The sequence below is a fragment of the Streptomyces sp. NPDC041713 genome, from assembly GCF_055591085.1.
The window spans coordinates 94,934-116,707 of the sequence record NZ_JBVIZY010000007.1; the positions used below are offsets into that span (position 1 = coordinate 94,934).

At 71.8% G+C, this 21,774-nt stretch carries 21 protein-coding genes; 17 read left to right on the plus strand and 4 right to left on the minus strand.

Annotation, left to right across the window (positions count from 1 at the left end; all coding sequences use genetic code 11):
• Positions 1-669: a hypothetical protein gene (locus tag ACZ6CV_RS22510; protein WP_469252529.1), complete on the plus strand. Its 669-nt coding sequence runs from the start codon at positions 1-3 to the stop codon at positions 667-669.
• Positions 670-719: 50 nt separating this feature from the next.
• Positions 720-1,709 (plus strand): hypothetical protein, encoded by a 990-nt coding sequence (locus tag ACZ6CV_RS22515; RefSeq protein WP_469252530.1) that lies wholly within the window; start codon positions 720-722, stop codon positions 1,707-1,709.
• Between the two features lie 22 nt (positions 1,710-1,731).
• Here ACZ6CV_RS22515 and ACZ6CV_RS22520 read toward each other — a convergent pair whose 3' ends face one another.
• Both ACZ6CV_RS22520 and ACZ6CV_RS22525 read right to left on the minus strand, forming a co-directional pair.
• Positions 1,732-2,385 carry an NAD(P)-dependent oxidoreductase gene (locus ACZ6CV_RS22520; RefSeq protein WP_469252531.1) on the minus strand — a complete coding sequence of 218 codons (654 nt, stop codon included), beginning with the start codon at positions 2,383-2,385 and terminating at the stop codon, positions 1,732-1,734.
• Between the two features lie 92 nt (positions 2,386-2,477).
• The gene (locus ACZ6CV_RS22525; RefSeq protein WP_469252532.1) at positions 2,478-3,464 is read right to left on the minus strand and encodes an EamA family transporter; all 987 of its coding nucleotides are present in this window, start codon (positions 3,462-3,464) and stop codon (positions 2,478-2,480) included.
• A gap of 133 nt (positions 3,465-3,597) precedes the next feature.
• On the opposite strand from ACZ6CV_RS22525, the gene ACZ6CV_RS22530 reads away from it, so the two are divergent.
• The 11 genes from ACZ6CV_RS22530 to ACZ6CV_RS22580 all read left to right on the plus strand — a co-directional run bounded on the left by ACZ6CV_RS22530 (position 3,598) and on the right by ACZ6CV_RS22580 (position 16,388).
• Positions 3,598-4,167, plus strand: a complete 570-nt coding sequence (locus ACZ6CV_RS22530) for a MarR family winged helix-turn-helix transcriptional regulator (RefSeq protein WP_469252533.1) — start codon at positions 3,598-3,600, stop codon at positions 4,165-4,167.
• Positions 4,168-4,244: 77 nt separating this feature from the next.
• A complete protein-coding gene (locus tag ACZ6CV_RS22535; protein WP_469252534.1) occupies positions 4,245-4,913 on the plus strand; it encodes a hypothetical protein in 669 nt (222 codons plus the stop codon).
• A 137-nt stretch (positions 4,914-5,050) separates the two neighbouring features.
• A complete protein-coding gene (locus tag ACZ6CV_RS22540) occupies positions 5,051-6,193 on the plus strand; it encodes a hypothetical protein (protein ID WP_469252535.1) in 1,143 nt (380 codons plus the stop codon).
• 203 nt (positions 6,194-6,396) lie between these two features.
• On the plus strand, positions 6,397-7,737 hold the full coding sequence (locus tag ACZ6CV_RS22545) for a nitrate/nitrite transporter (protein WP_469252536.1): 1,341 nt from the start codon (positions 6,397-6,399) through the stop codon (positions 7,735-7,737).
• Positions 7,738-7,905: 168 nt separating this feature from the next.
• On the plus strand, positions 7,906-9,081 hold the full coding sequence (locus ACZ6CV_RS22550; RefSeq protein WP_469252537.1) for a uroporphyrinogen-III synthase: 1,176 nt from the start codon (positions 7,906-7,908) through the stop codon (positions 9,079-9,081).
• A gap of 173 nt (positions 9,082-9,254) precedes the next feature.
• Positions 9,255-9,848, plus strand: a complete 594-nt coding sequence (locus ACZ6CV_RS22555; protein WP_469252538.1) for a CGNR zinc finger domain-containing protein — start codon at positions 9,255-9,257, stop codon at positions 9,846-9,848.
• A gap of 185 nt (positions 9,849-10,033) precedes the next feature.
• Positions 10,034-10,609, plus strand: a complete 576-nt coding sequence (locus ACZ6CV_RS22560) for a sigma-70 family RNA polymerase sigma factor (RefSeq protein ID WP_355816815.1) — start codon at positions 10,034-10,036, stop codon at positions 10,607-10,609.
• Positions 10,606-11,484, plus strand: a complete 879-nt coding sequence (locus ACZ6CV_RS22565; RefSeq protein WP_469252539.1) for an anti-sigma factor family protein — start codon at positions 10,606-10,608, stop codon at positions 11,482-11,484. The genes ACZ6CV_RS22560 and ACZ6CV_RS22565 overlap by 4 nt, the downstream gene beginning before the upstream one ends.
• 107 nt (positions 11,485-11,591) lie before the next feature.
• Positions 11,592-13,973 (plus strand): HelD family protein, encoded by a 2,382-nt coding sequence (locus ACZ6CV_RS22570; protein WP_469252741.1) that lies wholly within the window; start codon positions 11,592-11,594, stop codon positions 13,971-13,973.
• 403 nt (positions 13,974-14,376) lie between these two features.
• Positions 14,377-15,807 carry an NAD-dependent malic enzyme gene (locus tag ACZ6CV_RS22575; protein ID WP_469252540.1) on the plus strand — a complete coding sequence of 477 codons (1,431 nt, stop codon included), beginning with the start codon at positions 14,377-14,379 and terminating at the stop codon, positions 15,805-15,807.
• A gap of 299 nt (positions 15,808-16,106) precedes the next feature.
• Positions 16,107-16,388: an HU family DNA-binding protein gene (locus ACZ6CV_RS22580; protein ID WP_016645140.1), complete on the plus strand. Its 282-nt coding sequence runs from the start codon at positions 16,107-16,109 to the stop codon at positions 16,386-16,388.
• A gap of 97 nt (positions 16,389-16,485) precedes the next feature.
• Here ACZ6CV_RS22580 and murA read toward each other — a convergent pair whose 3' ends face one another.
• Positions 16,486-17,835: a UDP-N-acetylglucosamine 1-carboxyvinyltransferase gene (gene murA, locus ACZ6CV_RS22585; RefSeq protein ID WP_355816824.1), complete on the minus strand. Its 1,350-nt coding sequence runs from the start codon at positions 17,833-17,835 to the stop codon at positions 16,486-16,488.
• A gap of 253 nt (positions 17,836-18,088) precedes the next feature.
• Here murA and ACZ6CV_RS22590 point away from each other — a divergent pair, with 253 nt between their 5' ends.
• On the plus strand, positions 18,089-18,688 hold the full coding sequence (locus ACZ6CV_RS22590) for a YqgE/AlgH family protein (RefSeq protein ID WP_469252742.1): 600 nt from the start codon (positions 18,089-18,091) through the stop codon (positions 18,686-18,688).
• A gap of 123 nt (positions 18,689-18,811) precedes the next feature.
• On the opposite strand, the gene ACZ6CV_RS22595 is transcribed toward ACZ6CV_RS22590, so the two are convergent.
• Positions 18,812-18,973 carry a hypothetical protein gene (locus ACZ6CV_RS22595; protein WP_469252541.1) on the minus strand — a complete coding sequence of 54 codons (162 nt, stop codon included), beginning with the start codon at positions 18,971-18,973 and terminating at the stop codon, positions 18,812-18,814.
• On the opposite strand from ACZ6CV_RS22595, the gene ACZ6CV_RS22600 reads away from it, so the two are divergent.
• The 3 genes from ACZ6CV_RS22600 to ACZ6CV_RS22610 all read left to right on the plus strand — a co-directional run bounded on the left by ACZ6CV_RS22600 (position 18,968) and on the right by ACZ6CV_RS22610 (position 21,602).
• Positions 18,968-19,516, plus strand: coding sequence for a hypothetical protein (locus tag ACZ6CV_RS22600; protein ID WP_469252542.1), 549 nt, complete (start codon positions 18,968-18,970; stop codon positions 19,514-19,516). The genes ACZ6CV_RS22595 and ACZ6CV_RS22600 overlap by 6 nt on opposite strands.
• A gap of 15 nt (positions 19,517-19,531) precedes the next feature.
• Positions 19,532-19,837: a DUF3039 domain-containing protein gene (locus tag ACZ6CV_RS22605; RefSeq protein WP_355816832.1), complete on the plus strand. Its 306-nt coding sequence runs from the start codon at positions 19,532-19,534 to the stop codon at positions 19,835-19,837.
• A 139-nt stretch (positions 19,838-19,976) separates the two neighbouring features.
• Positions 19,977-21,602, plus strand: coding sequence for a beta-N-acetylhexosaminidase (locus tag ACZ6CV_RS22610; RefSeq protein WP_469252543.1), 1,626 nt, complete (start codon positions 19,977-19,979; stop codon positions 21,600-21,602).
• The last annotated feature ends 172 nt before the right edge of the window (positions 21,603-21,774 follow it).

Genomic DNA, 21,774 nt, shown 5'->3' on the forward strand with positions numbered 1-21,774 from the left:
GTGAATCGCCGCCCCACCCTGCTCGCCGCGGCCGCCGTGACCGCCGCGGCAGTCGTCTCGCTCTCGGCCTGCGGAGGGAGTGACGACGACGCCGGGTCCAAGGACAGCGACAAGATCGCCGGATCGGACTCGGGTACGGAGACGGGTGCGTCACCTTCCGCGAAGCCGTCGGACGACGGGGTCGAGCGGCCGGAGATCAAGCTGCCGAAGGACGTGCACAACGTCTTCGAGGGTGGCAAGACCGGTGACCCGAAGAAGGACGCGGTGCTCGCGGACAACGAGCGGTGGGTCAACTCGCTCATCGAGGCCGTGACCGTCAAGGCCAAGGATCATCCGGCGCTGAAGTTCTACGCGGCGGGTGACGGGCTGTTGTCGTCGGCCGAGTATGTCCAGGGGTTCCAGGAGAAGAAGAAGAGCTTCGTCGGGACCATTCGCTACTACGACCGTCAGGTCACCATGCTCAAGGACGGCGTGGCGGCGGTGACGTACTGCAAGGACGGCACGAAGACCTACCCGAAGGACCTGAAGACCGGCGCGGTGGACAGGTCCATCAAGGGCTCGGCGAGTGACTACGCGTTCGTCAACACCCGCGTGACGAAGAACGCCGAGGGCATCTGGCAGACGGACTCCGTCACGTCGACCACCGCGTCCAAGAAGTGCACGCCGTGAGGGCGTGCGGGGCCTCGATCCGATGGGCCGCCCCCGCTCTGGCGGCAGCTGTGGCACTGGTCCCCGGCGTGGCCCACGCCGGCGGTGGTGACACCGGCGGCGGCGGTGACGTCGGAACCGGGCAGCAGTCGCAAGGCACCCGCCAGGGTAAGGAACTGGGCATCCGGACCAGGATCCAGACCACGGTCGACGGCAACCCGAATTCCGCCAAGACCGGCACGCTCACGCCGGCCAACAGCAACTGGAAGCGCCCGGCCTGCTGGTACGAGCCCGCGTACACGCCCAAGCAGATCGAGGCAACGGTCAAGGCGGTCCGGCAGTTCAAGTTCCTCGGGGTCGGCGACGTCGTGGGCGGAGTATTCGACTCGTACTTCAAGGAAGGCCACCCGTACAAGAACTACAACCTCGACAAGCAGGGCGAGGGGAAGTTCTGGGCGGCGGCCGTCGACGAGGACCGCAAGGACGAACCCGAGGCCAAGGCCTGTGACCGGGCGCCCTTCTGGGTGGAGGACGGCGAACCCCCGAAGGAGCCGCTCGCCGTCTCGCCCAAGATCCTCGCCGAGTACGCGTACGGCCGGCTTCCCGTCCCCGACACCGAGATCGAGATGGCGCCGGAGGGTGAGACGAAGGTCAATCTGCCGACCTGGGTCTGGCTGGACAAGGCCCGGTTCAAGAAGACCTCGGTGACCGCGACCCTGCCCGGTACGGGCCTCTCCGCGACGACGACCGCCGAGCCGGTCTCGCTGAAGATCGAACCGGGGACGGGGGACGCCGAGACGTACCCCGCGTCCGGCGAGTGCCCGATCGTGGACGGCCGGATCGGCACGCCGCGCGCCAAGGGCACCCCCGCGGACACGGATCCGCCGTGCGGCGTCCGGTACCTGCGCTCCTCCCACGAGGGTTCGTACGAGCTCCAGGCCACGATCACCTGGAAGGTGAGCTGGACGAGCACGTCGGGGGAGGGTGGCGACCTGCCTCCGGGCGAGTTCGGCGGGACGCAGGACGTGGTCGTGCAGGAGGTCCAGTCCGTCAACCGTTAGGTGCGGAGGGCCTTTTGGCGGCTCAGTAGCCGACCGTGAAGCGGGCCCGGTGGTGTCGCGGGGCCTCGGCCTCGTCCAGGAGGGCGATGGCGAAGTCCTCCATGGAGATGGCCGAGTTGCCCTCGCCGTCCACCAGCAGCTCGTCCTTGCCGAGGCGGAACGCGCCGGTGCGGGCGCCCGGTTCGAAGTGGGCGGAGGGGCTGAGGTAGGTCCAGTCGACGGCCGTGTCCGCCGAACGCAGCGCCTCGTACTGGGCGTTGGACGCCTCGGCGATGTGCCGCCAGGCCACCGGGACGTACCGGGGGTCGTCGATGGCGAGGCGGCCGTCGGTGCGGCCGGGGACCGTGAGGCTGCCCGCGCCGCCGATGACGATGAGGCGCGTGGCGGCGGCGTGGGCGGCGAGGCCGGCCAGGAAGGATCTGGTGACGGCCGGGTGGTCGCGCTCCCGGCCGGGGGCGGGTCTCGTCGCGTTGACGACGAGGTCCTGCCCGGCGCTCAACTCGGCTACGTGGTCCGGGTTTCCGGCGTCCCCGGCGCGGTGCGTGGCCCCCGGGTGCAGGGCGGCGAAGCGGGTGGCGTCGCGGACGACGGCGGTGACCTCGTGGCCCCGGGTGAGGGCCTCGGCGACGACGCGGCTGCCCGCGTTTCCGGCGGCTCCGAAGACGGTGATGCGCATGGTGCTGCTCCTTGGGGGTGCGTGTACGGGGGGAGAGGTGCTACGCGTGCCGTAGGCGCTACGAGCTGGGCACGACAGCTGCGCGCCAGGCGCTACGCCCGCCGCCCCGCCCCGCGCCGCCCCTGCCCCAGGACCACGCTCGCCAGGACGAGGACCAGGCCGCCGACCTGCCAGACGGTGAGCGTCTGGCCCAGGAGGAGGAGTCCGGCCAGCGTGGCGACGACCGGGTTGGTCAGGCCGAGGAAGGACACGGAGGAGGCGGGCAGGCGCTCGATGCCGCGGAACCACAGGGCGTACGCGAGGGCCGTGCCGATGATGCCGAGGTAGGCGTACCCGGCGATGTTGGCGCCGGTGAAGTGGTCCGGGAGGCCTTCGGCGGTGAGCGCGATCGGGGCCAGGATCAGCCCGCCCGCGGTCAGTTGCCATCCCGTGAAGGCGAGCAGGGAGGCGCCCTCGGGCCGGCCCCACCGCTTGCTCAGTACGACGGCCAGTGCCATGAGGGTCGTGGCCGTCAGCATGGCCGCGATGCCCGCGAGGTCGACGGAGGCGCTGCCGCGCAGGACGAGGAGGGCGACGCCGACGACCCCGACGAGTCCCGCGCCGAGGGTGCGACGGGTGGGCCGCACCTTCAGGACGCCGATCCCGAAGCCGGCCACCAGCAGCGGCATCACCGCGCTGATCGTGGAGGCGACGCCGCCGGGCAGCCGGTAGGCGCCGAAGAAGAGGAGGGGGAAGAAGGCGCCGAAGTTGAGGATGCCGAGCACCGCGGCCTTCCACCACCAGTCGCCGCGGGGCAGGCGCCGGGTGAGCGCGAGCAGGATGAGGCCGGCGGGCAGCGCGCGCAGGGCGGCGGCGAGCAACGGGCGGTCCGGGGGCAGGAGTTCGGTGGTCGTGACGTAGGTGGTGCCCCAGGTGGCCGGACCGATGGCGGCGATCGCGGCGATGGCGGCGGCGGCCTTGGCGGAGGTGCGGGGGGCCTGCGGCGGGCGGGGCGCCGAGGTGGTTCGGGTCTGCTCGGCGAGGTGCGGGGTGCCGCTCTCGCTCGTACCGGTGCGGGTGCTGATGCTGTGGACGGACATGACGTTGCGATCCCCTCGTCGTTCCCCTGAACGCTGTTATTCTCAACGTTGAGATAAATATGAGCCCAGGATCTCCGAACGTCAAGTATCTGAACGTTGAGAGATTCGGTTCCGACGCAGGAGGAGGGACGCCATGGCCGCCTTGGAGGCCGCAGACGAGCCGACCGGAGGCCACGCCGAGGGTCGGCCGCCCGCCGCGGACGCCATCGACGAACTCCGCGGCCAGTGGCGCCGCGAGCGCCCCGACCTGAACCTCGCGCACCTGGACGCGATGGCCCTGGTGGGCCGCATCAAGCGCGCCGACCACCTGCTGAGCAAGGGCATGAAGCGGGTCTTCGTCGAATACGGCCTGGAGTTCGCGGAGTTCGACGTCCTCGCCACGCTGCGCCGCGTCGGCGCCCCGCACGAACTGACCGCGGGCGGCCTGCTCAAGACCGCCATGGTGACGTCCGGCGCCATCACCAACCGCCTCGACAAACTGGAGCGCAAGGGCTACATCGAACGCCGCCCCGACCCCACCGACCGCCGCGCCATCCGCGTCCGCCTGACCGACGAGGGCAAGGACCTGGTCGACCGCGCGGTGGTGGACCACGTGGCGAACGAGGAGTCCATGCTGGCGGCCCTGCCCCCCGAGACCCGAGAATCCCTCGACACGGCCCTCCGCCACCTCCTGATCTCCCTGGGCGACACCCACCTGGGCTGAGCGCTTCTCACCCGCGCGGATAGCTTGGTTCACTCCAGAGAACCCTTCCCCCTCCACGCACACTCCAGGAGCTGACCGTGAATCGCCGCCCCACCCTGCTCGCCGCGGCCGCCGTGACCGCCGCGGCGGTCGTCTCGCTCTCGTCCTGCGGGGGGAGTGACGACGACGCCGGGTCCAAGGACAGCGACAAGATCGCCGGAGCGGATTCGGGTACGGAGAAGGGTGCGTCGCCGTCGCCGAAGGCGCCGGGTGACGGGGTGAAGCGGCCGGAGATCAGGCTGCCCAAGGACGTGCACAACGTTTTCGAGGGCGGCAAGACCGGTGACCCGAAGAAGGACGCGGTGCTCGCGGACAACGAGCGGTGGGTCGACTCGCTCATCGAGGCCGTGACCGTCAAGGCCAAGGATCATCCGGCGCTGAAGTTCTACGCGGCGGGTGACGGGCTGTTGTCGTCGGCCGAGTATGTCCAGGGGTTCCAGGAGAACAAGAAGTCGTTCATCGGGACCACGCGGTACTACAACCGGCAGGTCACCTTCCTCAAGGATGGCGTGGCGGCGGTGACGTATTGCCAGGACGGGAAGAAGACGTACCCCAAGGACCTGAAGACCGGGGCCGTGGACAGGTCCATCAAGCCGTCCGCGAATGACTACACCTTCTTCAACACCCGCGTGACGGAGAACGCCGAGGGCATCTGGCAGACGGACTCCGTCACGTCGACCACCGCGTCCAAGAAGTGCACGCCATGAGGGCGTGCGGGTCCTCTTCGCCACCCAGCACGTCATCACGGATGCTTCGAGCCGTACCGCTTCCTACGGCTCCCGGTCCGGCCCACGCCTGGCCGGACCGGGCGAGCCTCCAGCGGGCGCAGTCGGAAGCGCTCAGGGTGCTGATGCGTGAGGATCTTTCACGCAGCCGTGGACTGGCCTTCGTTCTGTGTGCGGTGCTGGTGACCCTCGTCGCCTTTCTCGTGCCGGTCCTGTTGACCGATGCGGCGTCGAACGGCGGGGATGACGTCGCCGTGTCGGTCGCAGGCTGCGTGCTGCTGGTGCTCGTCGCGTCGCCGGCGCTGCTGGTCCTGCGTTCGTTGCGGGCCCGGGGCGGGCGACGTCGGCACCTGTTGAGGGAGTGGGCCGCCGTGGACAGAGGGCACGGTTCCGAGATTCCGCCGGGCTACGGATCGCAGGGCTTCCCCCACTCCCGGTTCTTCAACGCGGTGGCCCTTCTGGTGGTGGCGTTCATCCTGGCCGCCGTGTTGTTGGCTGACGTGTCCGACGCGGACGGGCTGGTGATGTTGCCGGGAACGGCGGTGGGGGCCGCCTTCGCCTGGTCGACGGTGCGAAAGTATGCCGACCGATACAGCTGGGCGGCGAGGGAGAACGTGCTGCGAGGGCGCGCACGCCGACGGCATCAGCACCGGAACCGGATGTCCGGCGGGGTGGAGATCCGGCAGGGCGGGGCCCACCCCGTTCTGGTCTGCAGCGCACTGTGCGCGCCCGTCGCCATCGTCGTGGCGGTCTTCGTGGTGGCCCGGCCCGAGAACGTGCTCGGTCTTGTGTCGGTGGGACTGATCGCCCTGATCGTGTTGTTGATCGGCCTCCCGATGGTCGCGCTCAAGCGGCGCAGGGAGCGGGCCCACCTCGCCCGTATTGCCGCCCCCTTGAGCGCTTCGTGTCCCCCCGGGGCGGTCGTGCACCCCGTCCGGTACGGGTTGGGTGAGCCCGCAAGCGAGCCCACGGGTGAGGACGCGCCCGTGGGGCCCGCCGCCTGGGACTGTGCTCCGCCGCGGGCCGGCGTACTGGCGATCGGAGCGGGGGCCCTCCACCTCCGTGGTGAGGACGGGAGCTCGCTCGACATTCCCCTCACGGACCTGGTGGGCGTGGCGTACATCGCCCACACGGTGAGCTGGCTGGACCCGACGACGGATCTCCTTCTCCACTCGGGTGAGTCGATCGAACTCCGTTCGGCGGAGGCGCGGCAGATCGGCGAGGCCCTCTCCAGCGCCGGGGTACGGGCCGTCGCGGCGTAGTCCCCCCGCTCCCCGTCCTGCTCAGCAGGCGTCGACGTCACCGCCCGCCCCCTCAGGGCAACGCCCCTCACCACCCCACCCCCACCCCCGTGAGAGCAACGTTCCCCCGTGGTCACCCGGGGGCACGGTGTTGAAATGCGGTCTCCCTATCTTCGGGTTCCTTCGGGCTTGGCCGAGGGTCGTCGAGAGGGTGGAGGCGCGGGATGTGGATCGAGCGGTGGGATCCGGAGGACGAGACGTTCTGGAAGGAGGAGGGCGGGGAGCGGGTCGCGCGGCGGAATCTGGCGTTCTCCGTGCTCTCCGAACACGTCGGGTTCTCCGTGTGGAGCCTGTGGTCGGTGATGGTCCTGTTCATGGGGCCCGAGTACGGGATCGACGCGGCCGGGAAGTTCTTCCTCGTGTCGATGGCCACGCTCGTCGGGGCCGTCGTCCGCGTCCCGTACACCTTCGCCGTCGCGCGCTTCGGCGGGCGCAACTGGACCGTCATCGCCGCCTCCCTGCTGCTCCTGCCGACCGTCGCCGCCTTCGTCGTCATGGAGCCGGGGACCTCGTACCGGACGTTCATGCTGTGCGCCCTGCTCACCGGCGTCGGCGGCGGGAACTTCGCCTCCAGCATGACCAACATCAACTCCTTCTTCCCGCTGCGGAAGAAGGGGTGGGCGCTCGGGCTCAACGCCGGGGGCGGCAACATCGGCGTGCCCGTCGTGCAGCTCGTCGGGCTCGCCGTCATCGGGGCGGGCGGCGGGCCGCGCGTCGTGCTCGGGATCTACATCCCGTTCGTCCTCGTCTCCGCCGTCTGCGCCTTCCTCTTCATGGACAGCATCGCGTCGGTCCGCAACGACACGGGCGCGGTGCGGGCCGCCGTCCGGGACCCGCACACCTGGATCATGTCGTTCCTGTACGTGGGGACGTTCGGGTCGTTCATCGGGTACGGGTTCGCCTTCGGCCTCGTCCTGCAGACGCAGTTCGGGCGCACGCCACTGGAGGCCGCGCAGCTCACCTTCCTCGGGCCGCTGCTCGGCTCGCTGGTCCGGCCCGTCGGCGGGTGGCTCGCCGACCGGTTCGGCGGGGCGCGCATCACGCTCGGGAACTTCCTCGGGATGGCCGCCGCCACCGGCGTGGTCGTCGTCGCCTCCGTGCGCGGGTCGCTCGCGCTGTTCGTCGGCGCGTTCGTCGTCCTGTTCGTGCTCACCGGGCTCGGCAACGGCTCGACGTACAAGATGATCCCCGGCATCTTCCAGGCGAAGGCCGAGTCCCGGGGGCTCGTGGGGGAGGCGGCAGCGGCGCAGGGGCGGCGGCTCTCCGGGGCGGCGATGGGGCTGATCGGAGCGGTCGGCGGGCTCGGCGGGCTCGGCATCAACCTCGCGCTGCGGCAGTCCTTCCAGGCGGTGGGCTCCGGGACGGGTGCGTACGTCGCCTTCCTCGTCTTCTACGGGGTGTGCTCACTCGTCACCTGGGCCGTATACCTTCGGGGAGCGGCCGCCCGTACGGTCGGAGCCACCGGCGCGGAGAAGAAGCCGCAGCTCAGCTACGTCGAGGTGTGACATGACACAGTCGAGACGTGACGTAACACGGTGGACATCGGAGCGAACCGGGGCCGTCACGCGCCGTTGACAGGCTCGGCGCGAGAGCCACGAGAGCCACGAGAGCCACGAGAGCCACGAGAGCTACGAGATCCACGAGCGGGACGAGCGGGACGAGACGGGACATCGATGCACGACACCTCAGCGAACACCCCGGCCGACGACGCACCTGCCCTCGCCGGATCCGACGCCGCCCCTCCCCTCGCCGGATTCACCGTCGGCGTGACCGCCGCCCGCCGCGCCGACGAGCTCGGCACGCTGCTCAAGCGGCGCGGCGCCACCGTGCTGCACGCGCCCGCGCTGCGCATCGTGCAGCTCGCCGACGACAGTGAACTCCTCGCCGCCACGAAGGAGTTGATCGAACGCGCCCCGGACATCGTGGTCGCGACCACCGCCATCGGGTTCCGCGGCTGGGTCGAGGCCGCGGACGGCTGGGGGTACGGGGAGGCGCTGATCCGCTGTCTGCGCGGGGTCGAACTGCTCGCCCGCGGGCCGAAGGTGAAGGGCGCCGTGCGGGCGGCGGGGCTCACCGAGGACTGGTCGCCCTCGTCCGAGTCGATGGCGGAGGTGCTCGACCGGCTGCTCGGCGAGGGCGTCGCCGGCCGGCGCGTCGCCCTGCAGCTGCACGGGGAGCCGCTGCCCGGCTTCGTCGAGGCGCTGCGGGCCGGGGGCGCGGAGGTCGTCCTCGTACCGGTCTACCGGTGGCTGCCGCCGGAGGACATCACGCCGGTGGACCGGCTGCTCGACGCGGCCGTCGGGCGGGGCGTCGACGCGCTGACCTTCACCAGCGCTCCGGCCGCGGCGTCGCTGCTCGCCCGCGCCGAGGAGCGGGGCATGACGGCCGAGCTCCTCGCCGCCCTGCGCCACGACGTGCTGGCCGCGTGCGTGGGGTCCGTCACCGCGCTGCCGCTGCAGTCGCTCGGGGTGGACACGGTGCAGCCCGAACGCTTCCGGCTCGGCCCGCTCGTACAGCTGCTCTGCCGTGAACTCCCGGGCCGCGCACGGGTGTTGCGGGTCGCCGGGCGGCGCGTGGAGATCCGCGGGCAGGCGGTCCTCGTCGACGCGGAGCTGCGGGCCGTGCCGCCCGCGGGCATGGCCCTGCTGACGGCGCTCGCCCGCCGCCCGGGGTGGGTGGTCGCCCGCGCGGAGCTGCTGCGCGCGCTGCCGGGCGCGGGGACCGACGAGCACGCGGTGGAGTCCGCGATGGCGCGGCTGCGCACGGCGCTGGGGGCGCCGAAGCTGATCCAGACGGTCGTCAAGCGCGGCTACCGGCTCGCGATCGACCCGGCGGAAGGATCGAAGTAGGGATCGAAGCAGGGATCGAAGTGGGGGATCGGGGTGGGGGCCCGCCCCTCTTCGGATCCCGGCGATCTCGGCGCAACCTGGTACGGCGGGTTCCGGACCCGCCCGGGGACGGGCACTGTAGGGGTACGCGACGGCATTCACCCACCGGTGACCCCCAAGGCGGTGACAGGCGCATGGCGTTGGGCACGGCCCCGGCCCCGTACGAGCTGCGATTCGACTCCGGGCGGAGCTGCCTGGACCTCGTGGCGACGAACCACCCCGTGGAACGGCTCACGTCCGTGGCGAGACTGCGTGCCTGGCTCGCGGGCGCCGGCCTCGTCCCCGCGGGCGCCCCGCTGCCCGGCATGGGCCCGCAGTGGCTCGCCGCCTTCCGTGAACTGCGCGGGCACACCGCCCAGTTGGTGCGCGGCGAGATCGAGGCGCGGCCCGCCGTCGCCGCCGCCGCGCTCGACCGCGTCAACGTCCTGGCCGCCGCGGCGCCCCCGGCCCCGTGTGCCGTCCGCGCCCCCGACGGCACCCTGGTCCGCGTCCTGCGCGGCGACCCCGGCTGCGCGGGACTCGTCGCCGCCGTCGCCCGGGACGCCGTCGAGCTGCTCACCGACCCGGTCGCCCGCGCCCTGCTGCGCCAGTGCGAGGGCGACAACTGCCCCATCGTCTACCTCGACACCTCCCGCGGGCGCCGCCGCCGCTGGTGCTCCAGCGAGGTGTGCGGCAACCGGGAACGGGTGGCCCGGCACCGGCGCCGAGCCGCCCTCGCCCGCCCTTGACGCTCCCCCTCGCCCGCCCGTGACGCCCTCGCCCACCCATGGCGCCCTCGCCCGCCCGTGACACCCCCTCGCCCGCCCGCGACGTGAAGAACCCGCACCCCGCGTTGAACACCCGCGCCCCCGCGTCCGTACCTCCCACGTGAAACCCGCCCGACCCCGCGAAAGCGCGGACACCGGAGGTACGCGTGCGCAAGGATTCCGCCGTGGCCGATGAGCGCCCGCAGCCGCACCGACATCGTCTCGGCCGACCCCCGGGCCCGGACGAGGAGCTGATGCGTGCGCTCTACCGCGAACACGCGGGACCCCTGCTCGCCTATGTGCTCCGGCTGGTCGCGGGCGACCGGCAGCGCGCCGAGGACGTCGTGCAGGAGACGCTCATCCGTGCCTGGAAGAACGCCGGTCAGCTCAACCGAGCGACCGGTTCGGTACGCCCCTGGCTGGTGACGGTCGCCCGGCGCATCGTCATCGACGGCCACCGCAGCCGGCAGGCCCGGCCGCAAGAGGTCGATCCGTCGCCGCTGGAGGTCATCCCCGCGGAGGACGAGATCGACAGGGCGTTGTGGCTGATGACTCTCTCGGACGCGCTCGAGGACCTGACTCCCGCACATCGGGAGGTACTTGTCGAGACCTACTTCAAAGGGCGTACGGTCAATGAGGCGGCACAGACGCTGGGGATACCCAGTGGGACGGTGCGTTCACGGGTGTTCTACGCCCTTCGCTCGATGAAGCTGGCGCTGGAGGAGCGGGGGGTGACGACATGAGCGGGCCCTACGGCCACGACGACGGCCACCACGGCCCCTACGACGGGCATCACGGCCACCAAGACGGCCACCACGACGGTCATCACGGCCACCATGACGGCTACCACGACGCGCGCCGGGACGACGAGCTCCACGAGACCGTCGGCGCCTACGCCCTCGGCATCCTGGACCAGGCGGACGCCGTCCGGTTCGAGGAGCACCTCGCCGGGTGCGGCGTCTGCCGGCACCGGCTGGAGGAGTTCTCCGGCATGGAACCGATGCTGGCGGCGCTCGCGGCGGGCCCGCCCGGCGTACCGGCGCCCGCCGAGCCGCTCGGCATCCGGCCGAGCCCCCGCCTCGCCGAACGCCTCGCCGGTGAGGTCGCCGCCAAGCGGGACCGCACCCGCAGGCGCGGCCTGTACCTGGTCGCCGCGGCGGCCGTCCTGATCGTCGGCGGCCCGCTCACCGTCCTCGCGCTGGCCGGCGACGGCGGCGGCGGCAAGGACGCGCTGGCCGACCCGCACCCCACCAGCCCCGCCGAGGACGCCTTCTTCCACCACATGGACGAGAAGGCGCGCGCCACCGACCCGGCGACCAAGGTCAGCGCCACCGTCGGCACCGAGAAGAAGGCCTGGGGCACGCACGCCGTCCTGGAGCTGAAGAACGTCAAGGGCCCGCTCAAGTGCTCGCTGGTCGCGGTCGGCAAGGACGGCGAGAAGGAGACGGTCACCAGCTGGTCGGTGCCCGAGTGGGGGTACGGCATCAAGGACAGCCCGAACAAGTGGGCGCGCGGCCCGCTGTACGTGCACGGGGGCGCGGCCATGGACCGCAACGACATCGACCACTTCGAGGTGACCACCTTCGAGGGGAAGCGCCTGGTCGAGGTCGACGTGTAGGCCGACGAGTGCACAGGACGGGCCCCTTTCGCCTAAGGTGGACGGCTGCTCACTACGGGCAGCAGCACGGTGTGAAAGGGGCCTCGGTGGCCGACGTCAACGCAGTAATGCCGTCAGGCACACGCGACCGCGAGATCAGCGTCGAGCAGGACCATCTCGACCAGGTCTACCGGCGCCTCGAGGAGAAGATCCACGAGGCCGAGTTCCTGATGAACGACGCCGCCCAGCGCTCCCAGGTCGGTACGCCGGGCGCGCTCGCCGAGCGCGACGCGCAGGTCTTCCGGGCCGGTGTCCATCTGAACCGGCTCAACAACGAGTTCGAGGACTTCCTCTTCGGCCGCATCGACCTGCTCCCGGGCAAGGACGGCAAGAAGGGTCCCGACGGCGCGTACACGGCGGTCGAACCGGCCGAGGGCGCGGTCCGCGAGGACGAGAGCGGCAAGTACGCCGACATCGCCGAGACGCTGCACATCGGCCGCATCGGCGTCCTCGACGCGGACTACTCCCCGCTGGTCATCGACTGGCGCGCGCCCGCCGCCGCGCCGTTCTACCGCTCCACGCCGGTCGACCCGGGCCGTGTCGTGCGCCGCCGCGTCATCCGCTCCAAGGGCCGTCAGGTCCTCGGCGTCGAGGACGACCTGATGCGCCCGGAGCTCACCGCGCGCCTGGACGGCGAGGAGCTCCCGGTGATCGGCGACGGCGCCCTGATGGCCGCGCTCGGCCAGGCCCGCAGCCACTCGATGCGGGACATCGTGGCGTCCATCCAGGCCGAGCAGGACATGGTGATCCGCGCGCCCGCAGCCTCGGTGACGTACGTGGAGGGTGGCCCCGGCACCGGCAAGACGGCGGTGGCGCTGCACCGCGCCGCGTACCTGCTCTACCAGGACCGCCGCCGGTACGCGGGCGGCATCCTCATCGTCTCGCCCACCCCGCTCCTGGTCGCCTACACGGAGGGCGTGCTTCCGTCCCTCGGCGAGGAGGGCCAGGTCGCGATCCGCGCGGTCGGCTCGCTGGTCGACGGGGTCGAGGCCACGGTCTACGACTCCCCGGCGGTGGCCCGCGTCAAGGGCTCGTCCCGGATGCTGAAGGTGCTGCGGAAGGCGGCGCGCGGCGCGCTGGAGACGCCGGCCGGACCCGGGCGGCCCGGACGGCCCGAGCAGCCGGCGGCGCAGGGGCAGCTGGCCTTCGGCGAGGACGAGGAGGCGGACGCGGACGAGCCGGCCGACGAGCGCGCCGAGACCGTCACCACCCGCCTGCGGGTCGTCGCCTTCGGGCGGCGCCTGGAACTCGACGCCGGGCAGCTGAACCGCATCCGCCGCAACGCGCTGGGCGGCACCGCCCCCGTCAACCTGCTGCGCCCGCGCGCCCGCAAGCTCCTCCTGGACGCCCTGTGGTCCCAGTCGGGCGCGGCGGGCCGTCACACGGACCCCGAGCTCGCCGCCGAACTCCGCTCCTCCTTCGACGACGACGTCTCCTCCGAGGACGACTTCCTGCGCTTCCTGGACGCCTGGTGGCCGGAGCTCACCCCGCGCGGCGTACTCGCCGCGATGGGCGACGAGCGGCGCCTCGGCCGCTGGGCCCGCCGCGTCCTCAACCCCGGCGAGGTCCGCAAGGTCGCCCGCTCCCTGCGGCGGGACGCCCTGTCCGTGCACGACGTGGCGCTCCTGGACGAGCTGCAGGCGATCCTCGGCACCCCGCACCGCCCCAGGAAGAAGTGCGAGCTGGACCCCCTCGACCAGCTCACCGGCCTGGAGGAGCTGATGCCGCAGCGCGAGGAGACCCAGCGCGAGCGGGCCGAGCGCCTCGCCGCGGAGCGCACCGAGTACGCCCACGTCATCGTCGACGAGGCACAGGACCTCACCCCCATGCAGTGGCGCATGGTGGGCCGCCGCGGCCGGCACGCCACCTGGACGGTCGTCGGCGACCCGGCCCAGTCGTCCTGGTCCGACCCGGACGAGGCGGGCGAGGCCCGCGACGAGGCCCTGGGCACCCGCCCGCGCCGCCGCTTCACGCTCACCGTCAACTACCGCAACCCCGCCGAGATCGCCGAGCTCGCCGCCAAGGTGCTCGCCCTGGCGATGCCGGGCGCCGAATCCCCCTCGGCGGTCCGCTCCACCGGCGTCCGGCCCCGCTTCTGTGTCGTACGGGACGGGGACCTCGCCGCGTCCGTGCGGGAGGAGGCGGCGCGCCTCCTGGAGCGCGTGGACGGCACGGTCGGCGTCGTGGTGGCCATGAACCGGCGCGAACAGGCCGCGCGCTGGCTCGCGGACCTCGGCGAGCGCGTGGTGGCGCTCGGCAGCCTGGAGGCCAAGGGCCTGGAGTACGACGCGACGCTCGTCGTCTCGCCCGCGGAGATCGCCGACGAGTCCCCGGCCGGCCTGCGCGTCCTGTACGTGGCGCTGACACGCGCGACGCAGCAGCTCACGGTCCTCGCGGGGGAGCGCGACGACCCGGACGAGGACGGGGTCGCGGACCTGCTGCGGGACTGAGCGCGGCGGCTGCCCGGGCCATCGGTTCGTACGGTTGTGCGTACTCGGTTCGTACGGCTTCGCGGGACGGGAATTGCCTTACGGGGATCGTTTGTTACCTTGGATGTGGCACCGGCCCGATCCAAGCCCCCGGGCCCAACCATCGTCGCTACGAGCGACCACTTGCCGCGAGGCGAGCATGGCGGGTCGGTGTCATTACGTCGGGAGAGGCCCACGTCACCAAGTGACGTGGGCCTCTTTCTGTTTGCGGCAACTTCTCGTATGGTGGAAACCAGTTTCCGAAAACTAAGCGCTGCAGCCGATGAACAAAACGTTCTCAATCCGGGGCGGCTACCACGTACTCATCGGTAGGTGCGACCATCGGACGGCAAGAGCTACAAGGTGAAAGCAGAGGAAGTCGGCCATGGCAACGGCGCCCAGCGTCTCCTACTCGATGACGGTCCGACTGGAGGTGCCCGCGAGCGGAACCGCGGTCTCCCAGCTCACCACGGCCGTCGAGTCTTCCGGGGGCTCGGTCACCGGCCTCGACGTCACGGCCTCCGGCCACGAGATGCTGCGGATCGACGTGACGATCGCGGCGTCCTCCACCACGCACGCCGACGAGATCGTCGAGCAGCTGCGCACCATCGAGGGCGTCACCCTCGGCAAGGTCTCCGACCGTACGTTCCTGATGCACCTCGGCGGCAAGATCGAGATGCAGTCCAAGCACCCCATCAGGAACCGTGACGACCTCTCCATGATCTACACCCCGGGCGTGGCCCGGGTCTGCATGGCCATCGCGGAGAACCCCGAGGACGCCCGCCGCCTGACCATCAAGCGCAACTCCGTTGCGGTCGTAACGGACGGCTCGGCCGTCCTCGGCCTCGGCAACATCGGCCCGAAGGCCGCGCTGCCGGTCATGGAGGGCAAGGCGGCCCTCTTCAAGCGGTTCGCCGGCATCGACGCCTGGCCGCTCTGCCTGGACACCCAGGACACCGACGCCATCGTCGAGATCGTCAAGGCGATCGCCCCCGGCTTCGCGGGCATCAACCTGGAGGACATCTCCGCGCCCCGCTGCTTCGAGATCGAGGCCCGCCTCCGCGAGGCCCTCGACATCCCCGTCTTCCACGACGACCAGCACGGCACGGCCATCGTGGTCCTCGCCGCGCTCACCAACGCCCTGCGCGTGGTGACCAAGAACATCGGCGACGTGCGCGTGGTCATGTCCGGCGCCGGCGCGGCCGGCACGGCCATCCTGAAGCTGCTGCTCGCCGCCGGCGTCAAGAACGCCGTGGTGGCCGACATCCACGGCGTGGTGCACGCCGACCGCGAGGACCTGGTCTCCCACGAGGCCGACTCGCCGCTGCGCTGGATCGCCGACAACACCAACCCCGAGGGCCTGACCGGCACCCTCAAGGAGGCCGTCGTCGGCGCCGACGTCTTCATCGGCGTGTCGGCTCCGAACGTGCTGGGTGCCGAGGACGTCGCGGCCATGGCCGAGGGTGCCATCGTGTTCGCGCTTGCGAACCCCGACCCCGAGGTCGACCCGGCAATCGCCCGTCAGACCGCGGCAGTTGTGGCCACCGGACGCTCGGACTTCCCGAACCAGATCAACAACGTCCTGGTCTTCCCCGGCGTCTTCCGCGGCCTCCTGGACGCCCAGTCCCGTACGGTCAACACGGAGATGATGCTGGCCGCCGCGGGCGCCCTCGCGGACGTCGTCGCCGAGGACGAGCTGAACCGGAACTACATCATCCCCAGCGTCTTCAACGACAAGGTCGCGGGCGCCGTGGCCGACGCCGTGCGCAGCGCCGCGAAGGCCGCCGGGGCCGCTGTGACGGGTGCCACGGCCTAGCGACACGGCGCGTCGCCGGACACGGGCCCGAGAGGCCCCTCTAGGGTGGCTTGGCAGCAAGCCCCCCGGCCCCCGGCATTTTCAGGGGCGGCGGACGCTTTTCGTGTGACCCCCAAGGGCACCGGATTGGCTTTCCCGCCGCAGGTGGGGGCAGGATGCGTAATCGGGCGCGAGGGTCTGACGTCAGACCCGGGTCCGGGGACTGTCCGAGGACCCTGGCAGCATCGTCTTCGCTGTGCCCATCATGCGGCCCCGCCGCGTGGCACGCCTCAACGGCAAAAGAACACGGGAGTACAAACATGAACCGCAGTGAGCTGGTGGCCGCGCTGGCCGACCGCGCAGAGGTGACCCGCAAGGACGCCGACGCCGTGCTGGCCGCGTTCGCCGAGACCGTCGGCGAGATCGTTGCCAAGGGCGACGAGAAGGTCACCATCCCCGGCTTCCTGACCTTCGAGCGCACCCACCGTGCCGCTCGCACCGCCCGCAACCCGCAGACCGGCGAGCCGATCAACATCCCGGCCGGTTACAGCGTCAAGGTTTCGGCTGGTTCCAAGCTGAAGGAAGCGGCGAAGGGGAAGTAACCCTGAGCAGCTGAAAGGGGCGGTCACCCGGTGGGTGACCGCCCCTTTCGTATGCCGTGGAACAGATGGCCTCAATCGCCGGCCGGGCTGAAACCGATCAGCTCAGCGCCGCCTTGCCCGGGAGTTCGACCTTCGCGCCGAGTTCCACGAGCTTGTCCATGAAGTTCTCGTAGCCGCGGTTGATCAGGTCGATGCCGTGGACGCGGGACGTGCCCTGGGCCGCCAGGGCCGCGATGAGGTACGAGAAGCCGCCGCGCAGGTCGGGGATGACCAGATCGGCGCCCTGCAGCTTCGTGGGGCCGCTGACGACCGCCGAGTGCAGGAAGTTGCGCTGGCCGAAGCGGCAGTCGGAGCCGCCCAGGCACTCGCGGTAGAGCTGGATGTGCGCGCCCATCTGGTTGAGCGCGGAGGTGAAGCCGAGCCGGGACTCGTAGACCGTCTCGTGGACGATGGACAGGCCCGCGGCCTGCGTCAGGGCCACCACGAGCGGCTGCTGCCAGTCGGTCTGGAAGCCGGGGTGCACGTCCGTCTCCAGCGCGATCGCGTTGAGCGAGCCGCCCGGGTGCCAGAAGCGGATGCCCTCGTCGTCGATCTCGAAGGCACCGCCCACCTTCCGGTAGGTGTTCAGGAACGTCATCATCGAGCGCTGCTGGGCGCCGCGGACGTAGATGTTGCCTTCGGTCGCCAGGGCCGCGGAAGCCCAGGAGGCGGCCTCAAGGCGGTCCGAGAGGGCGTGGTGGGTGTAGCCGCCGAGGCTGTCGACACCGGTGATCCGGATGGTCCGGTCGGTGTCCATGGCGATGATCGCGCCCATTTTCTGCAGGACGCAGATCAGGTCCTCGATCTCCGGCTCGACCGCGGCGTTGGAGAGCTCGGTCACGCCCTCCGCGAGCACCGCGGTGAGCAGCACCTGCTCGGTGGCGCCCACGGACGGGTACGGCAGGCGGATCTTGGTGCCGCGCAGCCGCTGCGGGGCCTCCAGGTACTGGCCGTCGGCGCGCTTCTCGATGGTCGCGCCGAACTGGCGGAGCACCTCGAAGTGGAAGTCGATCGGCCGGCCGCCGATGTCGCAGCCGCCGAGGCCGGGGATGAAGGCGTGGCCGAGGCGGTGCAGCAGGGGGCCGCAGAAGAGGATCGGAATGCGCGACGAGCCCGCGTGGGCGTCGATGTCGGCGACATTCGCGCTCTCCACGTGCGACGGGTCCATGATGAGCTCGCCCGGCTCCTCGCCGGGGCGGACCGTCACGCCGTGCAGCTGCAGCAGGCCGCGCACGACCCGGACGTCCCGGATGTCGGGGACGTTGCGCAGCCGGCTCGGGGCGCTGCCGAGCAGCGCGGCGACCATGGCCTTGGGCACGAGGTTCTTCGCGCCGCGGACACGGATCTCGCCCTCCAGCGGGGTTCCGCCATGGACAAGCAGTACGTCTTCGGTGCCGGTGCCGGTCATGAATCTCGCGTTCCGATTGGATGGACGGGGGACCAAAGGGCCAAGCGTAATGGCCGAGTACCCCCCTTCCGTAAGGCCGCGGACGCGCAAAGCACGTCAGGAGTCCGCCACAACACCAACCGTGCGGAACCGGACACACCGGGTCACCACCCGCGGCGCGCGCTCCACCAGCCCCTTCGGCCCCTGAGCTGCGTTCACTCCGGTATGCGCATTGGCTCCCCGCACACGGCAAAGATGCGGGATCATGTCGTCCATGACCGAGGTGTCCTCGCTCACAGGGCGGCTGCTCGTGGCCACACCGGCCCTGGCGGACCCGAACTTCGACCGCGCGGTGGTGCTGCTTCTCGACCACGACGAGGAGGGCTCCCTCGGCGTGGTCCTCAACCGCCCGACCCCGGTGGACGTCGCCGACATCCTGGAGGGCTGGGGGGAGCTGGCCGGCGCGCCCGGCGTCGTCTTCCAGGGCGGGCCCGTCTCGCTGGACTCGGCGCTCGGCGTCGCGGTGATCCCCGGCGACGAGGGGGCGCCCCCGGGCGCGCGGGCGCGCGTGGGCAGAGCGGACCCGGTGGGCTTCCGCCGGGTGCACGGCGCGATCGGCCTCGTCGACCTGGAGACCCCGCCGGAGCTGCTCGCCGCCGCGCTCGGCTCCCTGCGGATCTTCGCCGGGTACTCGGGGTGGGGACCCGGCCAGCTGGAGAACGAGCTGGAGGACGGCGCCTGGTACGTGGTGGAGTCCGAGCCCGGCGACGTCTCGTCGCCGGATCCGGAGCGGCTGTGGCGGGCGGTGCTGCGGCGTCAGCGCAGCGAGCTGGCGATGGTCGCCACCTATCCGGACGACGCGTCGCTGAACTGAGCGGCCGCGAGCGGGTCGCCGAGCCGCTGATCGCCGAGCTGCTCATCGCCGAGTCGACCGGCCTCGCGCAGGTACCGCTCGGCCAAGGGGTGGGCGTCCCGGCCGGCACCGCGAGGGACACGGTCACCGGCGGGCCTTCCGCAGGCGTACGCGGCGTACCGCCGGGTGGGTGTGCCGGCGGGCCACCGGTTCGGGCGCCACGCCCGCGCCGGTCGCGGCCTTGAAGGAGTGCACGAGGCCGGCGCGGGCCGCGGGCAGCAGCGAGGTGAACCCGAGCCGGTGCACCGGGGGTTCGCCGCCCGCGGCGTCCAGCACGGCGTCGAGCCGGGAGAGCAGCGGCGTCAGCTCGTCGCGCAGCCGTGCCCCGGCCTCGGTGAGCTCGACGCGGCGGGCAGTCTGCTCGCCGGGCCGCTGGTGGACCGTACGGGCCGGGTGGTCGCGCTCGTGACGGGCATCGTCGCGACCCTCGTCGTCGCGATCGGCGTCCTGCCGCTGCTCGGCGCGGCCGCCTTCCCCGCGCTCGTCGTCTGGGGCGCGGCGGGCTGGGCGTTCCAGGTCCCGCAGCAGCACCGCCTCCTGGCGCTGCGCGCCGAGCGCGGCACGGTGGCCCTCGCGCTCAACAACTCCGCCCTGTACCTGGGCAGCGCGGTCGGCTCCGGGGCGGCGGGCCTCGCCCTGGCCGCGGGCCTCGCCCCGCGCGACCTGCCCTGGGCGGCGGCCGCGGTGGCGGGGGCCGGGCTCGCCCTGCACCTGCTGGGGCGCGGCCCCGGCGGTACGGGTGGCCGCGCCCCCGCCCGTACGGGCGCTGACGCTTCGTGCCGGGCGTGAGTACCCTTGGCCCTTATGAGCACTCTTGAGCCCGAGCCCGAGCGCGGGGCAGGTACGGGGACCCTCGTAGAGCCGACGCCGCAGGTGTCGCACGGTGACGGCGACCACGAGCGCTATGCGCACTACGTCCAGAAGGACAAGATCATGGCGAGCGCGCTCGACGGCACGCCCGTCGTCGCGCTCTGCGGCAAGGTGTGGGTCCCCGGCCGCGACCCGAAGAAGTATCCCGTCTGTCCCATGTGCAAGGAGATCTACGAGTCGATGGGCGCCGGCGGCGACAACGACAAGGGCGGCAAGGACGGCAAGGGCGGCGGCAAGTAGCCCTTCCGGTCCGTCGCAGGACCCTTCCGGTCCCTCGCGGGATCCCTTAGGTCCCTTGTGAGACCTTTCGCCCGAGGGGCGTTGCGCCAGCCGCAACGCCCCTTTTGCGTTGCGCAATCGCGTGACAGCCTGTGGCTTCATGACCTTTGGGCAACTCATCCCGGCGCCCGCACGCGCCGAGGCCACGCAGAGCTCCTCCTTCGTCATCGACGCCGCCACCACCCTGTACGGGGGCCCCGGCACCGCGACCACCGAGCGGTGGCTGCGCACCACCCTCGGCGCCGCGCTCGGCCTGCCGCTCGCCGGCGGGACCGAGGGGGCGGACAACTCCCTCTCCCTGTACGTGGACGGCTCCCTGGAGCCGGAGGCGTACCGGCTCACCGTCGACGCCGACCGCGTCGAGATCCGCGGCGGCTCCGGCGCCGGCGTCTTCTGGGGCGCCCAGACCCTGCGCCAGCTGATCGGCCCCGACGCCTTCCGGCGGGCCCGCGTGCGGCCCGGCGCCGAGCACCCGGTCCCGGCGGGCGTCGTCGAGGACGCCCCCCGCTTCGGCTGGCGCGGCATGATGCTCGACGTCGCACGGCACTTCATGCCGAAGGACGGGGTCCTGCGCTACCTCGACCTGCTCGCCGCCCACAAGCTCAACGTCTTCCACTTCCACCTCACCGACGACCAGGGCTGGCGCGTGGAGATCAAACGCCACCCCGAGCTCACCGAGACCGGCTCCTGGCGCTCCCGCACCAAGTGGGGCCACCGCGCCTCGCCGTTGTGGGAGGAGCGCCCGCACGGCGGCTACTACACGCAGGACGACATCCGCGAGATCGTCGCGTACGCCGACTCGCTGCACATCGCCGTCGTCCCGGAGATCGAGATCCCCGGCCACTCGCAGGCGGCCATCAGCGCCTACCCGCACCTCGGCAACACCGACGTCGTCGACACCGAGGCGCTCACCGTCTGGGACACCTGGGGGGTCAACCCCAACGTCCTGGCTCCCACCGAGGACGTACTCCGCTTCTACGAGGGGGTCTTCGAGGAGATCCTCGACCTCTTCCCGTCCACGTTCATCCACGTCGGCGGCGACGAGTGCCCCAAGGACCAGTGGAAGGCCTCGGCCACCGCGCAGGCCCGCATCAAGGAGCTGGGCGTGGAGGACGAGAAGGGGCTGCAGAGCTGGTTCATCCGGCACTTCGACAGCTGGCTCACCGCCCGCGGCCGGCGGCTCATCGGCTGGGACGAGATCCTGGAGGGCGGCCTCGCCGAGGGCGCCACCGTGTCGTCCTGGCGCGGCTACCGGGGCGGCATCGCCGCCGCCAAGTCCGGCCACGACGTCGTCATGTGCCCCGAGCAGCACGTGTATCTGGACCACCGTCAGGACGGCGGCCCCGACGAGCCGGTGCCCATCGGGTTCGTCCGCACCCTGGAGGACGTCTACCGGTTCGAGCCCGTCCCCGCCGAGCTCACCGAGGAGGAGGCGGCGCACGTCATCGGCACCCAGGCCAACGTCTGGACCGAGGTGATGGAGCACCAAGGACGCGTCGACTACCAGGTGTTCCCGCGTCTGGCCGCGTTCTGCGAGGTGGCGTGGCGACGCCTGCCGGCCCCGGCCGAGCGGGACTACGCCGACTTCGAGCGCCGAATGGCCGCGCACTACCCGCGACTTGACGCCCTCGGCGTCGACTACCGTCCGCCGACCGGTCCTTTGCCGCGACAGCAGCGCCCGGGTGTGCTCGGACGCCCGATCGAGGGGGCGCCCCCGAACGTGTGAGACGGCCCGCGGGAGCGTGCTCCCTGTGTGTGCTTCCTGTGCGTGCCGCCGGGGCGTGTTCCCGGCGGCACGCACAGGCAGTGTGGGGGCGATCCACCCCACCGGGAGAGGCCACGTCAAACCGGTACATCCCCCCGTACCAGGGGCGAATGCCTCCTAGCGGACCCCCGCG

What these genes read in the sequence shown, in the direction of transcription:
- ACZ6CV_RS22575 (WP_469252540.1), top strand. Translation starts at nt 14,377, where the DNA reads ATGGCAACGGCGCCCAGCGTCTCCTACTCGATGACGGTCCGACTGGAG.
- ACZ6CV_RS22530 (WP_469252533.1), top strand. Translation starts at nt 3,598, where the DNA reads ATGGCCGCCTTGGAGGCCGCAGACGAGCCGACCGGAGGCCACGCCGAG.
- ACZ6CV_RS22565 (WP_469252539.1), top strand. Translation starts at nt 10,606, where the DNA reads ATGAGCGGGCCCTACGGCCACGACGACGGCCACCACGGCCCCTACGAC.
- ACZ6CV_RS22610 (WP_469252543.1), top strand. Translation starts at nt 19,977, where the DNA reads ATGACCTTTGGGCAACTCATCCCGGCGCCCGCACGCGCCGAGGCCACG.
- ACZ6CV_RS22580 (WP_016645140.1), top strand. Translation starts at nt 16,107, where the DNA reads ATGAACCGCAGTGAGCTGGTGGCCGCGCTGGCCGACCGCGCAGAGGTG.
- ACZ6CV_RS22570 (WP_469252741.1), top strand. Translation starts at nt 11,592, where the DNA reads ATGCCGTCAGGCACACGCGACCGCGAGATCAGCGTCGAGCAGGACCAT.
- ACZ6CV_RS22525 (WP_469252532.1), bottom strand. Translation starts at nt 3,464, where the DNA reads ATGTCCGTCCACAGCATCAGCACCCGCACCGGTACGAGCGAGAGCGGC.
- ACZ6CV_RS22550 (WP_469252537.1), top strand. Translation starts at nt 7,906, where the DNA reads ATGCACGACACCTCAGCGAACACCCCGGCCGACGACGCACCTGCCCTC.
- ACZ6CV_RS22590 (WP_469252742.1), top strand. Translation starts at nt 18,089, where the DNA reads ATGACCGAGGTGTCCTCGCTCACAGGGCGGCTGCTCGTGGCCACACCG.
- ACZ6CV_RS22555 (WP_469252538.1), top strand. Translation starts at nt 9,255, where the DNA reads ATGGCGTTGGGCACGGCCCCGGCCCCGTACGAGCTGCGATTCGACTCC.
- ACZ6CV_RS22545 (WP_469252536.1), top strand. Translation starts at nt 6,397, where the DNA reads ATGTGGATCGAGCGGTGGGATCCGGAGGACGAGACGTTCTGGAAGGAG.
- murA (WP_355816824.1), bottom strand. Translation starts at nt 17,835, where the DNA reads ATGACCGGCACCGGCACCGAAGACGTACTGCTTGTCCATGGCGGAACC.
- ACZ6CV_RS22520 (WP_469252531.1), bottom strand. Translation starts at nt 2,385, where the DNA reads ATGCGCATCACCGTCTTCGGAGCCGCCGGAAACGCGGGCAGCCGCGTC.
- ACZ6CV_RS22605 (WP_355816832.1), top strand. Translation starts at nt 19,532, where the DNA reads ATGAGCACTCTTGAGCCCGAGCCCGAGCGCGGGGCAGGTACGGGGACC.